Origin of the sequence: Mariniblastus fucicola, from assembly GCF_008087665.1 — a bacterium.
GTDB classification, from domain to species: Bacteria; Planctomycetota; Planctomycetia; order Pirellulales; family Pirellulaceae; genus Mariniblastus; species Mariniblastus fucicola.
The window spans coordinates 5,971,785-5,985,728 of sequence record NZ_CP042912.1 but is presented as its reverse complement, the minus strand read 5'-3'; the positions used below and the strand labels follow the sequence as shown (position 1 = coordinate 5,985,728).

Annotated in this window: 13 protein-coding genes and 1 pseudogene; 4 read left to right on the top strand and 10 right to left on the bottom strand. The window is 52.8% G+C overall.

All coding sequences use genetic code 11. The features are described from left to right. Positions 1 to 6 precede the first annotated feature (6 nt). Positions 7 to 1,488, bottom strand: a complete 1,482-nt coding sequence (locus MFFC18_RS22420; RefSeq protein ID WP_075083644.1) for an AAA family ATPase — start codon at positions 1,486 to 1,488, stop codon at positions 7 to 9. Between the two features lie 100 nt (positions 1,489 to 1,588). On the opposite strand from MFFC18_RS22420, the gene MFFC18_RS22415 reads away from it, so the two are divergent. Beyond that, on the top strand, positions 1,589 to 2,350 hold the full coding sequence (locus MFFC18_RS22415) for a DUF2726 domain-containing protein (protein WP_075083645.1): 762 nt from the start codon (positions 1,589 to 1,591) through the stop codon (positions 2,348 to 2,350). A gap of 31 nt (positions 2,351 to 2,381) precedes the next feature. On the opposite strand, the gene MFFC18_RS22410 is transcribed toward MFFC18_RS22415, so the two are convergent. The 8 genes and pseudogenes from MFFC18_RS22410 to MFFC18_RS22380 all read right to left on the bottom strand — a co-directional run bounded on the left by MFFC18_RS22410 (position 2,382) and on the right by MFFC18_RS22380 (position 11,861). After that, a complete protein-coding gene (locus tag MFFC18_RS22410; RefSeq protein WP_075083646.1) occupies positions 2,382 to 2,582 on the bottom strand; it encodes a DUF2997 domain-containing protein in 201 nt (66 codons plus the stop codon). After that, on the bottom strand, positions 2,579 to 2,842 hold the full coding sequence (locus MFFC18_RS22405; RefSeq protein WP_315849986.1) for a hypothetical protein: 264 nt from the start codon (positions 2,840 to 2,842) through the stop codon (positions 2,579 to 2,581). The genes MFFC18_RS22410 and MFFC18_RS22405 overlap by 4 nt, the downstream gene beginning before the upstream one ends. A gap of 167 nt (positions 2,843 to 3,009) precedes the next feature. After that, entirely contained in the window at positions 3,010 to 3,474 is a 465-nt protein-coding gene (locus MFFC18_RS22400) for a hypothetical protein (protein WP_148619053.1), read from the bottom strand. 397 nt (positions 3,475 to 3,871) lie between these two features. Next, positions 3,872 to 6,250 carry a helicase-related protein gene (locus MFFC18_RS22395; RefSeq protein ID WP_238381212.1) on the bottom strand — a complete coding sequence of 793 codons (2,379 nt, stop codon included), beginning with the start codon at positions 6,248 to 6,250 and terminating at the stop codon, positions 3,872 to 3,874. A 207-nt stretch (positions 6,251 to 6,457) separates the two neighbouring features. Continuing rightward, positions 6,458 to 6,670 (bottom strand): annotated as a pseudogene (locus MFFC18_RS25850) (SNF2-related protein); the annotation flags it as partial. A gap of 71 nt (positions 6,671 to 6,741) precedes the next feature. Then, positions 6,742 to 8,694: a phospholipase D-like domain-containing protein gene (locus MFFC18_RS22390; protein ID WP_075083650.1), complete on the bottom strand. Its 1,953-nt coding sequence runs from the start codon at positions 8,692 to 8,694 to the stop codon at positions 6,742 to 6,744. A 190-nt stretch (positions 8,695 to 8,884) separates the two neighbouring features. Then, positions 8,885 to 10,204, bottom strand: coding sequence for a hypothetical protein (locus MFFC18_RS22385; protein ID WP_075083651.1), 1,320 nt, complete (start codon positions 10,202 to 10,204; stop codon positions 8,885 to 8,887). Positions 10,205 to 11,261: 1,057 nt separating this feature from the next. Next, entirely contained in the window at positions 11,262 to 11,861 is a 600-nt protein-coding gene (locus tag MFFC18_RS22380; RefSeq protein ID WP_075083654.1) for a class I SAM-dependent methyltransferase, read from the bottom strand. A gap of 86 nt (positions 11,862 to 11,947) precedes the next feature. On the opposite strand from MFFC18_RS22380, the gene MFFC18_RS22375 reads away from it, so the two are divergent. From MFFC18_RS22375 to MFFC18_RS22365, 3 genes are all read left to right on the top strand, one after another. Continuing rightward, complete coding sequence (locus MFFC18_RS22375) at positions 11,948 to 12,415, top strand: Rrf2 family transcriptional regulator (protein ID WP_075083655.1); 468 nt, start codon at positions 11,948 to 11,950, stop codon at positions 12,413 to 12,415. Beyond that, a complete protein-coding gene (locus MFFC18_RS22370; protein ID WP_075083656.1) occupies positions 12,405 to 13,106 on the top strand; it encodes a class I SAM-dependent methyltransferase in 702 nt (233 codons plus the stop codon). Before MFFC18_RS22375 ends, MFFC18_RS22370 begins: the two co-directional genes overlap by 11 nt. A gap of 279 nt (positions 13,107 to 13,385) precedes the next feature. Beyond that, complete coding sequence (locus MFFC18_RS22365; protein ID WP_075083657.1) at positions 13,386 to 13,586, top strand: hypothetical protein; 201 nt, start codon at positions 13,386 to 13,388, stop codon at positions 13,584 to 13,586. 44 nt (positions 13,587 to 13,630) lie between these two features. Here the strand turns inward: MFFC18_RS22365 and MFFC18_RS22360 are convergent, their stop codons facing one another. Continuing rightward, positions 13,631 to 13,924: a transposase gene (locus MFFC18_RS22360; RefSeq protein WP_075083658.1), complete on the bottom strand. Its 294-nt coding sequence runs from the start codon at positions 13,922 to 13,924 to the stop codon at positions 13,631 to 13,633. Positions 13,925 to 13,944 lie beyond the last annotated feature (20 nt).

Genomic DNA, 13,944 nt, shown 5'->3' with positions numbered 1-13,944 from the left:
CTCGGACTAGTTTAGCGAAGGATCGACTTTGATCTTTCTCCGTGACTTCGTTTTTCCTTTCTTGAATTCGAGTTCGTATAGACCTCCATTGTGGGCGTCGATACACCGACCCCTGGCCCATGCCCGAAGTCGCTCGATTGACTCCGAAGAAGTGACAGCAACTGGTACGACGTTCTGTGCTGCCGCCTTGATCGGAATATCAAGTAACGCCGCCAGCCGACATGCGGCCTTAATCTCAGCGCCGGTCCACACGTCGTCTTTTGGTTTGGTCTGATCGGCAGCCAGACCATACACCGAAATGTACTGCTCCCAGATCAGGTTCTTCTCTTCTCGCGACGGTAGATCCACAAAGAAGATGGAGTCAAACCGCTCGGCTCGTGCGAACTCCGGCGGGAGTTTGCCAACGTCGTTCGCGGTGCAGACCACAAACGTGTCGGATTCGCGATCGTTCAGCCACGATAGGAAACTGCCGAACATCCGCGCTGAGACCCCGCTGTCGGACTGTCCCGAACCGCCGACGCCCGCAAACGCTTTGTCGATCTCATCGAGCATCACAATCGCCGGAGCCATCGCGTCGATGATTCTTAGGGCTTGCCGAGTTCGCTGTTCCGTTTGACCCACGAGCGAACCCATCAGCGATCCGACATCAAGAATGATGACGGGGCGTCCGGTTTCGCGTCCGAGTGCCTTGCAGAACTGTGACTTGCCGCAACCAGGTGGACTCGGCAACATGACGCCACGTGGCTTCACGTTCTCGCTTGATCGACTCAATGCTCGTCTATAGAACGATTTCAGTGCTGACAGCCCTCCAAGCGAACCGAAGTCTGCATCGCCCCGATACATTTCCAACAAACCAGACTTCTTCAGCATCTGGCTCTTCAGTTCCCAGATGGCATCAGGTTGTATTCGGCCATGACGTACCAGCGACAAAGAGAAAGCAGATTCAGCCTCAGCTCGTGTCAGTCCGCCAGCTGCATCGAGGACTAGATCCAGTTCGCTCCCGGTCGGCAACTCCGTCTCCTCGGTCGCGATCCCTCTGGCGATCTCCAGCAACTGGTCACGTGACGGCATCTCGTGTTCGACTACGACAAACAGCTCCAGCTCCGCGGGAATCGACACGACCGGCGACAGCACGATCAGGATTGTTCGGTTCTGCTTACCGGCGACGAGTTGTCGCTGCACAGCCTGCATCACTTCAGTCGACCCGATAAACCGATGCAAGTTGTTCATGACCAAGACGGCCGTTCCGTCGTCAGACGCCAATGCTTTCAATGACCGAACAGCGGCCAAGGGATCACCCGCTTCCGATGAAGTTTCTCCACCACTCAGCGTCATTCCCTGTTCAATATCCCAGTTGGCGAAGCTCCATCCTTCGTCGCGGCAAAGCTGAGCTATCTCGACGATTGCGTCCTGATGTTCATGGCTTTCGATCCAGATGCCGGTAAAGCAGGCGGAGATCAGTTCTCCAAGGCGTTCAGTTAAGTTCATACTATCTCCTTGAGTGATCCGTTAGGCGCAGATGGCTTTCACGGAAGTGGTTTAAGACTAAAATGCCATGCAAACAAAATTGCATGACTTAGAGTTACCAATGCCAAACGAAAATCAGGGATGTCTCGGAAGCATCCTGAAGCTGTTCGGGATCGACTTGGGTAAGGCGGCCAGTGAGGGCTCTGTCGATGAGCCATTGCCATACCGGGTCCGCGACGACTTTCTGTCTCCGGCCGAGCTCGCGTTTTTTCAAGTGCTCCACGAAGCTACGTCGAGCCATTTTTACGTTTGCACCAAGGTGCGGATCTCAGACCTGGTTTACGTTGTGAATCGCCGGAGCAATATGGGGCACGCGAATCGAATCGACCGGAAGCACGTTGACTTTGTACTTTGCGAACCAGCCACGATGACTCCCAAGCTGGTAGTCGAACTGGATGACTCAAGCCATCAAAGAAAAGACCGACGCGAACGCGACGAATTGGTCGACTCCGTTTTTGAAGCCGCCGGACTTCCGATTCTTCATGTCCCGTGGAGCCGCAGCTACGACCAAGAGCATCTCAAACAGCAGATCCGAGATTCAATGGGACTGCCGTCAAGTGCTCCCGCAAATATCGCCGATATACCGTTGCCCGCCGAAACAGCCGCCGATGCGTCCAATGTTGTAGCCGAGACTGTAGCGGCGGCGGCTGTTCCACCACCCGTACCATCGAAAGCAGAGCTGCAAGAAACGGACGCCCCTTCCTGCCCAAAATGTTCGGGCAACATGGTGATGCGAAAGGCTGCGAAGGGAGCACACAATGGGAAGAAATTCTGGGCCTGTGCCAGCTATCCGAAGTGTCGCCAGATCATCGCGATCGACTGACCTCTGTTCGAATGACCGAGCCTCAATTCGACTACGTGCCATTCGAGTTTTGAACGGTTGCTTGTTTGACTGAAGTGGTAAAAAACTCAGCGGTAGTCCGCATGCCAGTTTGCTTGCCCAGAGCCTGTTCAACGAACTTGCTTGCTTCAACGCACTCGCTCCCTGTGAAGCCCTTCGTTTCGACTTGGCTATTGCCTTTGGTGTCGATAGTAATTTCGATTCGCTTGCTCAAACTGCACCTCCTACCTGGACGGTCAACTTGATCGATCCGTTATAGAGTTGCTGCTCGACACAGGAATGCCCCTTTTTGCGGGCCTCGATCTTAGCTTTCTCAATGGCATAGCCTTGCAGAAACTGATCGAGAAACTCTTGGCTGCCCCAGCGGCCACCGTAGTTATCGAACCGCAGCTGGCCAGTCTCAGTGTTCGCCACGACCGGATACTTCCAGTGTGGCAACTCGACGCCCAAACCCGTCTCAGTAGACGAGTACAATTCAAACGTCCCTCGCGTTGCACGAGGTAAGTGAAGTCGCGAACAAGCCGCTTGAACAGCAGCCTCATCTCGAACTTCGATTTGAATTGAAACAATGTGTGACACGATGCTCCCCTTTCTGTTTGGATAGGATTGTTTTGGTTAATTGGTTGACTGAAGCGGCCCGGCTAAAACGTTGGCTCGATTTCGGTTTGTTCAACTGGCTCGGTTGAACGTTGATCCGTGACAGCCAGGCTCTCTGGGATTGGAGCTGGCAGCAGACGTAGCGTCTCGCTTGTCAATTCACCGATCAAAATTTCGTTGACGATGTGTGCTTCGTCAGCTGCCGATGTTCGATTGACGCTGTACAAAAAGTACGCGGCGAGCGTCAACGGGCAGAGACAAACCAGAATTCTGACAACGACGTGAATCGCCTCGGCGATCACAGGTGCCCGCCGTCGATCGAGTTCGATCTCTCCCCGCAGCTCACCTAGTTTCGATTTTTGCTGGTCGAGATTAGCTCTCTCTTCTTGAAGCGATTCCTGCGAACTGGCATGTGCCGCAATCATTTCGCCACGCGACTGGGCATCGGCTTCGACCAGTTTCTCAGCGGTGTGAGCGGTCCGCCTGTTCTGCTCGGCTTGTTCTTGCATCGCCTGCGTGGCAATTTCCCGAACAGCTTGCGATTCACTTTGACGGCACCCAAATAGTAAGTTCAAAATGACTGTCGTCACCAACAACGATGTGGCAAATAGGCCGAGCCGTCGTTTATTCATTTTCATGTTCTTGATTCGTCCTCCAGTGGGTCAGAATTTTCGTTAACAGCGACTGCAACGCACGTCGCAATCGCATTTCACGGGCCAGCAGGTGTGCGAGGATCAACGCGAGAATCGCACTGAGAAATAGGACGTAGTTAAGCAATAGGTCCCTCCTTTCTGTTTTGAATTCAGCGCAAGAAAATCCCGGCAGGGCGTGAAGGTGCTATTTCGGAGGGTTCGCGGTACCTAAGCCAGTTCCCTCATGTTATATGACGCGTTTTTCGCCTCGAATTTAGCAATTGACGTTTGGAGAGAGGTCAATGGCCAGCTCTTTGGCCAGGCGATCTGGTAAAGGAACTGGCTCTTGTTCCTCAAAGCTGTATTCCGAGAAGTCCGGTGGGGCGCCCAACAAAAATTCCAACCACTTCTCTCTCGTTTTAACCGTACGATACATACGTTCGTCAATTGTTCCCTCAATCGCAGGGTAAAGCGCATCCAGCGAAACAGTTGAGTCTGTTTCCCGCATGAGACTGGTCAACGACCCGAGGCGGTCTATCCTGCCGATTCTTTGCTCGACTTGAGCTGGGTTCCACACAAGATCGTGATGAACGACACGGCGACATTGCTTATGCAAATCCAGACCTTCCTGCATGACTTCATTGGCAATCAAAACCATTGGAAACAACGGTGTGTTGAATGCTTCTCGAAGCTTCTCGCGGCTTTGGCCTTGCGCAGTGTGCCGGGCGAATTCGCCTGTTCTGATCGGTCCCTCCAGAATATCCAACTGCTGTTCATGCTCGCGTCCCGAAAAATACCCAAGAAAGCGATTCAATTGATTGCCCCATGGCTTCCCCGTTTTCGCAATCCAGAAGGTTGGCAAGAACTTGAGCAGGTCTTCGGAGTGAATTGAGTCGGTCGCAACGCCAGACAGTTGGGCCGTCCGTAGCAAGTCGGTTAGAAACGGCACCTGTTTGAACGTCAGATATCGAGCCAGTGATTCGATGGTCTTTGCGCGAAGCCCGATATCGAGTTTCTCAATCGCATTGCATCGCTCCCATAGTGAACCCTTTTGCCCAATCACTAAACGGGCAGATCGCTGATTGATCGTCCATTGGGGCTGCTCACTGCCAGACAATTGCGAACCGGCCTCACCCTTTTCAAGATCGAGGCCGTGCAAGACGAAATCTGGCTCGCAGAGTCGAGTAAGTCGATCAAGGTTATCGTTTTCCCGAGTATGACGGGCCACCCAAAGTTTGGCTGCCGCGTGTTCGACACATCTTTTTGTCGCCAGGTAGTCAATCTTCGCAGCAGCGGTTTTTCCAAGGCGAAGGCCCTGAAGAACACCGTTCGCTTCGACGACAATTTCCTCGAGGTTGTTGGACGCCCAATCCCCGATCGCCGCGAACGTCTGCAAGTATGGCTCCCGAAGTGCCAGATAGAGGATGTCTTGTGTCCTGTGAAAGCGGCTTTGAAGCAAAGTGTGCCGCCCCTTTTTATCCGCCCCGTCGCCGAACAATTCGTGCTCGTTGGCGTCAGGATAAACCTCACGCCAGCGTGCAAGGATTCTGGATTCCCAAACCGCATCCAACTCTCGTCGTAACTGGCGCAATGTCGCGATTCGCGTGCAGAAAATGAGCGTCTTTTCTCCCTTGTCAGCGGCGTCGAGAGAGTCAAGGAGCACATGTTTGACCTTGGGATGGTCTCCGTCAGCGCCCGTCCCAAAGGTTCGCAGAAGCCTTTTCAGTAGTTTGCGATAAACTTCGGCATCCTCCGGCAACCCATCACCATTGTTGATGATCGCGCCTTTCTTGGCTGCGGAGTACGAAGAGACCATGTTGATTTCGGCGGCTGCCTTGTGAGTACGATGCCGCCGACGAAATATCTCCGCAATGAATCGCTCGTAAACCAGAAATGGTAAGCATCCTTCCGACGACGACGGAACTGACTCAGGAACGTGATTGCGATAGTTACGTTTGTCCTTTCTCAAACTCCGGATCATCCATTTACGAAATCCAGGTTCAATTTCAGACTCTTTCAATTGCCGTAACCCGGTGATCTGATCTACGAGAATCTTCGCGACTTGGTCTTCGGCACTCAGCGATTCCTCGCGACCCGCCTCGTATGCTTTACTGAATGTCTCGGCGAAGTCTGGTTCCAAAGACAGCCAAGTGTTTTGAAACTCATCGTAAAGAGTTTGGTATTCTCGAATCTTTCCCAATAGTTGATCCACTTCCGTTTTGAGGTCCCTCGTTGCCCCCTTGGCTTTTGAGAAAACGGCGAACACTTCCTTGAGTTCCTTGATGTCCAACTGGAAGGGTGTTGCAGTCAGGAAGACCGCTTTGCGAAAGCGATTGTGAAAGATCGTCCTCAGTGCTTCGCTACGCAATGATGTAGGGTTCTTGAGTTTGTGCGCTTCGTCAATGATCAGCAATTCGATCGGTGGGAACAGTTGTCCGGCAATATAGGACCTCGCCACCATCAATAGACGTCGAACCAACTTCTTCCTGGTAAATGCTTCCAGGCCATCAGACTCAAAAAGTGCATCGAGCCGCCTAAAAGCTTTCTCCAAATGAGGCTCGATTTCGTCCAGAGTGAATTCCTTGAGAAACAGATCTGTTTCTGCATCAACATTCTCGTAGTACCGCATGTCTGGAAAGTAACGGTCAAGCATGGCGTTGCGCGTATTCCCGTGAAGCCCTCTTGAATAACAGTAAAGCGCAATCAAATACGATTGCTCTCGGGTGCCGCGACCGCTTTGGAACATGGTTACCGGCGCGATGGTCACTGAGCTTTGTCCAACAGCACCTACAAACTCGCGTAGTTTTGTGACCGTTGTGACCTTCCTCCTGCCGGACTCAAAATTGAAGGGAAATCGACTGAATTCTGACGACCACTTGTTGTTTAGGTCCGGGCCAGGTGTGAGGATCACGACCCGAGCGTTTGTTTTTTTGTGTTTAAGAGCAGCGGCCACCCCCAAAGCTTCAAACGTCTTTCCCATGCCTACCTCATCCGCTAGGACGATTCCCGGTTGGGCATCCAGCATCTCCAACGCCCGAAGAACGGTGTCTTCTTGGCGCCGAACATCTGACATGGGGATCCCATCGGCCTCGGCTCGATGATCCAGTCGCAAGAACGATTGAAGCCACTCACGGGTCCTTTGTTTCATTTGCTGGCCCCCGCATAAAAACGCTGAATCGTTTTCACCCAGCGACGGCCCGCATCATCTGGCGCTATCTGCTGAAGGTCTGATCGAATGGAATCCAGGAATCCGTTGAGCACTTCCATTTTGGGTTCGTAATCAGCGGATTCCTCCAATTCGATTTGCTTTAGTTCTCGGATCAATTCGGCACCGTAGAACCAGGCTTCCGTTGTGTTCATCGCTTTCTCGCGTGCTGCATCGACGATGCACTTCCACGCATCTGATAGACCAAGAGCCCCTTCAAGTCGCAATCGAAATCCAAGCAACGACAACTCGGGGTCCGCAAGATCTTGGGCGACAGCCCACCAAGCCCGGAAAACATCCGTTGGGCTGAAGCCTTCGCCGAAATGATGCGCCATCTTGCCGTCTTCACGAACCTTTGGCGGTCGCTTTCCAATCTCCACCGCTTTTTCTCTGCCAATCCGACGTCCAAGAAGCAAGAGAAGATCCTTCAGCTGGAGCCCTCCGCCCGAAGTAAACACCGGCAGCGCTACCAAATCCGTTACCAATATGGGAATCGAATAGTCAGTGCCAGCGACTCGTAGCACGATTTCCGCGGAAGCCGGTTGAAGAACGAAATCGTTAATGGTGATATCCGAGGTTGGTGCAACGCTCCCGCGCACGAGCTCCCGATCGTTGTAAAGCACCTGCCAATCAAAAAGCTCACTCGCCAGCTCGCTCCATTGGAGCTTCAGCACTCGCGATTTCGGATCAAATTGCACTTGCTCAATTGCGAGTGACCAATTGGTCCCTGGTTCCGGAAATGGTCGCTCATCAAGTTGAAGTAACTTCAACGGCACGTTTACCAACTCCGGCAGGATGTCAGTAATGTTGACCCGACCGTTTACGATGAATGCGACTCCCAATTCAACGTTTCCAAGACGAGGAGCGGCTTGCTGAAGCAATGCTCTTCGGGACATATTCGCACTGCCGATCATGACAAGCGTTCTGGTCGATCGGCCTTGCCGGTACGTAATCGTAAGTAGTTTCGCGTGCAGTGGTCGATGTACTGGCCTACCTTTGACCAGTCTGGAACCAGGATGAAGCCAAATATCAACGTTTTCGTAGACGTCGTTTGCAGAGTTCAAAGCCTGGCGAGGCGCATACACTCGAGGCTTGGGTAACATCCACAACTCTCCATTCTCGATCGCATCCAATGCCTCATCGAGATCCTCACGTCTGGATTTACCTTGGCCATCTTGATAATCCAATCGTGTTTCATGAACCGTTGTTGGAATCAAATACTCAATCTCGCGATCTTCGCCCTCATTTACTGACCATGCCCAAAGTTGATTGAGCCCGTCATTCAATTCGGTAAACGAAGAATCTCGCTGAACCTGAGCATTGTCCCAAACGACACCAACGTCCAAGCTTACGTTGTTTGCGACTCGATGTCTCAACGCTCCGAAGACTGAACTCGCGTCAATCTCGGACGAATCGTCCCGCTGATAGAATGGAGCCAGCATCCCAATGTGATTGATTTTTGCTGACTCCGGAATCAACTCCAGGATCTGGTCCATGATTGGACTCTTTGTTGAATCCAGCAACGCAACTGTCGGTGAGTTACCGGTTGCGACCACACCGGAAATTCGACGCTGAAGCTGACCGCGAACCAGCGAAAGCTGTGAGCCGGTTTGCCTCACCAAACTCTCGATTCGATTCACATGGCCATCAAACTCCCGGAGTAATTCGACGTCGTCTGGACTGTCATAACGCAGATCGTACGTGATGAAGAGTTCTGTATTTTGGCTGTAGCCAGGAAAAGTCAGGTTCCCCGAGCCAACCATCAGGCGAGCGTAGTCTTCGTACAAGTGCAGCGCACTCTTTGGATGAAATACGATATCGCTGACTTCCAAAACATCGTACGGAAGTCGCCGCCCTGGTTGGCGTTGCCCGGCGTCAACGATCACCGCCACCGGCGTCTCCTGTAATGTGCGGAGTGCTTCGCTGTGAAAACGTTGGGGTTGCTCGACCGGATCGGATGTCAGCCTGAGTATAGACCTCAGAACTTGATTCTCAAAAAACGCCGGATCATGACCAAACGTTGTGAAGATCGCCCCAGTACACGGTTTCTCACTACAAAGCCGATCCAAGACACGACCAGATTCAATCATCATTCAGCCTCCCCAAGTCTGCGAGCAGCCTTCTGACAACATTCAATTTGAAGCTGGGAAAGTGCTGTTCTTTTCGGAAGCCGCCATATCCCACGACCTGCATGACCAACTTGGTTTTTTCTCGTCGAAACCAGGCACCGCTACCACGGCGGGTTCTCTGAACTGCCACGTGAAAGGCGAGGAGATATTCAAGTGCTTCAGCTGGCCCGGCATCCATCAACTTGCTGACCAGACTCAGGAACTGGGGTCCGTGGAACTTCAGCTCGCCAAACTTGCGACACCCAGATGCCTTTTGAACGGCATTGCATAGATTGCGCGTCGTTGCGGACTCCGACTCCGGAAAGGCGGCTGATGCAACGTGACGGAAATCGGCAATCCAACCGTGTGAATCGACGTAACCGTATGCTCTGTCAAAGCAGCTGAGCAGGTGGGTCGACAATTTTCCGAATGCGATCGCCGCACGAACTCTCTGTTCAACAGTGGAATCGACCTCGCCCCATTTGTTTCTAAGGATCCCTCGTAGTATCTGTTCGATGACAACCTCACCATCGTTATCGGCACTAACCAATTGTTGCGAAATTGGCAGCGTCGAACCGTCCTTTGCCTGTGCGAACAAGATGCTCCAGAGCCGTTCTTGCTGGTCAGGCCTTTTCTTGACTGCAGTGAGTCTCGAGCGATCGCCGACTCGTTTCAGCGACAGTCCGGATACCGCCCGAGGGATTGTTCGGCGTTCCAGATCAAGTGCTTTCAGTGCATATCTTTCGTAACGGTTGCCAGAACTTTTTGTTTTCGAGGTCCAGAAGAAATCGACGAAGGGCTTCGCGAGAGGTGTGACTCGCAAAGTCCCTTTGAACACCAGCCCATATTCTCGAAGCGAAGAAAGATAGGCACCCATCCCTCCCAACTCGACCTGTCGCGAGATCAATGGATAATCCAGCCGCAAGGCACGGTCGCCACCAATCCAGGCGGCTTGGGCGCCTCGGACTCCGCGCATTCCGTCCGGGTCACCGCGTTCGAGAGTTCCTCCTCGGCTTTCGAGCGTAGCGAGCGCCCAAAATCTCTCCCAGCGTTCAAATAACAGGGACCGCGTTTTGTCGTCACCAGGGTAGCCGTATTGCTGGATGGCGACCTCGGCCAGATGAAGACCGTAGAGCACGACGCAATAGTATTGCGCCCGACTGGTGCGGGTAGTGAATCCACGGAACAGCCAATTGCCAACCTGCTGCCCCAAGTAATCGAAGGCAAGGGGATCTTCCGCTGTGAAGTCCGTATCAATCTCCAACGTAGCCGAGCGGAACAGCTGCGTAGGCATTCGTTTCAATGGAACCAAATTCAAAGTTGCGTGCCTGAATGCAGAATCTTGAGTGGGGTGGTCAGCTTAATACCTGGTCACAGATAAGATATAGGGTTCAACATCCTATCAAACAACTCGTCAAAGAATCTGGTTATGGCTAACGCTCTTTTCATCAATGGAATCTAAAACGGCGTTATGGTTGAGGTACTCACATCTCAATTGGAAAACCCAAGTGGCAAGAATTATTTGCAACCATTCAAGAACCAGGCAATTGCGATGTTGCGCGACGAGCCTCCGCGTAAGTCGCAGTCTGCATGCCTTTACCTTTCGACAACTGAAAACCTCAATCAAATTTGCTACACGGCTGAAATCATCCGCTGGGAGGACAAAACGAGCTATCTGGGACTCGTCGCCTCAGCGTGGCTCGGCACTTAAAGAAGTTTCAACCGGGCGAAGTGTTGTTGTTCAGCGGTAAAGGAAAAGTTGGGCAGAAGGCAGTAAGCCTGATCACAATCCGAAATCTAAGGCCGCTCGAATCCACGCATTCCACCGGTATTCTTCGCAAAGTGAGTGCTGCGAGATGGGTTGTACCGGTAACTCGAGGAGATCTCCCAAGTCGTAAACTTCGCTCCAACCGTCAAGACAAAGAGATACCAAACTACGACCGGTAAGACTTTCGGTGGCAAGGGCTGGAGCTGATGTTTGACCCGCTGACCGACAGGTGTACATCGGCAAATCGCGCACAAGTGCGTTGCCTACAAAGCGGGGGTACAAGGCCAAGGGCTCGTCCATCGTCGGACCCAGACGGAGCGATGTCCGAAAGCGACTTCGTGACCTTTCTCCCAATACCAGGTTATCGACACCACGATTTCCACATCCAACAGAAGGTCCTGATCGTTGCCGAGATCAAAGTGATGCTCGACAAGTGATTGCGAAGCTCCTCATAAGGGTTGACTTGCTCCTTTCGGAACTGGCTTAAACTGCACGGCTTTGTTGGTTTTCGATTCAATCGGACCGTGCAGACGACTTTTGGTTGAGTCTTGACGATCCTTGCTCCGCGTGATCAGTCAGCTATTCAGATTGGCTTTTTGCCGACGTATTGGATCACGGAAGCCAGGCCTGTGTGAAACTTGCCTTCGATCACTTCTCGCTCGGTTTCTTGCAAGAGGATCGTTTCAAGTCCGACGAGTTCCCGCTCGACCTTGTCGCAGGTCATCAACAGGTCTAGATTGCTTGGACCGCCTGTACCACGCCCTATCTGATTTTCGGCGTACGATTCCAGGATCAGAACTCCGCCCGGTTTCAGCGTTTTTACGAGAAGCGGATACAGCCTCGTTCGAAGTGGACTCGGCAAATGAGCGTATATCGAAACAGCTCCGCCGTACGCGTTCGGCTCAGGCGCAAAGTCCTGGAGATCTACGACTTCGGTTGAAATGATGACGCTCTTACTGGCGGCAAGTCTTTCGGCTTTCGCCAGGCCCACGTGCGAACTGTCCACCGCGTGGACATTCAATCCCTGAGCCGCCAAAAAGACGGCGTTACGGCCTTCGCCCTCTGCGATGGAAAGAACGGGGGCCTTTAGCCAGCTTGCATTCTGCACGAGAAACGAATTGGGCTCCGCGCCATATGCAAATTCGGTTTCGGCAAACCTCGCGTTCCAGTCTGGCTGTGACAAAGTGATTCTCCTCTAGTGATTGACAAACAGCCGTGCTTTGGCAACGGACCTTGGCGCACACCGTGTCTCGTAATAGAATAAGTTACATGAAGCGAGATAGCAAGCTTTCCGGTGTGCTGCACATCCTGCTGCACATGGCGGAATTAGAAGTACCGGTCACGTCCGAAGACCTGTCGAAGATGATGGACACCAATCCAGTTGTGGTGCGTCGGTTGATGGCCGGGCTGCGCGAGCAGGGCTACGTGCGCAGTGAGAAGGGGCACGGCGGCGGTTGGACTGTGGCTTGCGATCTTGCCGAAGTCACGTTGCTGGACATTTACGAGGCGGTTGGCAGCCCGTCACTGTTGGCAATTGGCAATCGCACCGAGTCGCCTGGTTGCCTGGTGGAGCAATCCGTGAACGCGGCACTGGGCAAGGCGTTTGACGAGGCCGAGCAACGACTGCTGCGGCGACTTGGCGGAGTGACCCTCGCTTCGCTGAGCGCCGATTGTCACAAGCGACTCAAAGCCAAGGGCATCTCACTGAAAGCAAAACGGAATACACATGGCGTCTAGCAATGAGTTAGCCAGAGCGGCATTCCACGACCCGAAAGCAGTCGCCCAGTACGCCGACTCGCCGGGACGAGCTGTGCCGGGATTTGCGGACATGCAGCGAATGGCAACGCTGTTGCTGGCCGAGCGTGTTGGCAGCAACGGTCGCATCCTCGTTGTCGGAGCCGGTGGCGGACTGGAGTTAAAAGTCTTTGCGGATGCAGAACCGAGCTGGACGTTTGATGGGGTTGATCCTTCGCCCGCTATGCTGGATCTTGCAAGGCAAACCCTTGGTACGCATGTCACGCGAGTCGCTCTGCACGAAGGCAAAATTGACGTCGCACCGGAAGGTCCATTTGACGCAGCGACTTGTCTTTTGACCCTGCACTTTGCCAACCTCGAAGAGCGGCGCCAAATGCTGACCGCCATTCGTGGACGACTGAAACCAAATGCCCCATTGATCACGCTCCAATTAAGTTTTTCCCAAGCAAGCGGCGCGCGAGAACAGTGGCTTTCTCGCTATACGGCCTATGTGGTGAGTTCCGGTGTCGATCCGCAAAAGGCATCGCGGGCAAGTGAGGCAATCGACTCGCATCTCACGATTCTCGATCCACAGCAAGACGAATCGCTGCTGCGTGAAGCGGGGTTTTACGACGTGAGTTTGTTCTATGCCGGGTTGGCTTATCGAGGGTGGGTGTCCTATGCGTTTCGTTGACTTCGCCGACCACACCCATCAAATTTCTGCTTGTCAGCTAGTTCTCTCATTGAATTACTTGTTGTGTATTTACCGTGGCATCACGCGAGCTGTAGTAGTGTCTTGCACTTTGCTTTCGAACTGTTCAGCTGTGGCTGCAGACCGAATGTCGCGTTCAGGGCAATGCGCAACTTGCTTGAGAGTTTGCAAATTGCAGGAAGTTACGTTTCCCTCAAAACGATGATTTAGCTGCCATTATCGCTCAGGTTGTAAGAAATTGTTTTGTCAGGTGACGATGCCATGGCCAAGAGTATTGAAGAGCGAATCGCGAAAGTCGAGCGAGAGGTTGAACGATTGAGGGACGAATCCAAAGGCTCAAACGACAAGTCGAATTGGATCTCTGACATTTCCGGTTCGTTTAAGAACGACAATGAGTTTGATGAAATTCTACGGCTTGGACGCGAGGAACGGCAATCCGATCGGAACGGCGTGACGGAATAATTGGTGTACATTCTTGATACAGATCATCTCTTCGTTTTACAGCGTCAGCGCGGGATCGGCTTTGAGAATTCGTTAGACGATTGCGCATGTGCCGCCGCGTTTGAGTTCTTGCGAAGGCGTTTCAGTTCGGCGCGAAGTTCTTCTTTCGTGGCGTCCGGACCGCAAGGTTCAGCTTCCGGAGTATACCTCCTGTGCCAGTTGCGAAGGCTGTTCTCATTCACGTTGACAGCCTCAGCGACTGCTCGGAAAGAGTAGCCCTCACTAACGATCAGATTGACCGCATCACGCTTGAACTCTTCTGAAAGAGTCCGGCGAGTACGTTTCGAATTGCTTGACATTGGTTCCTTCAAAGCGGATG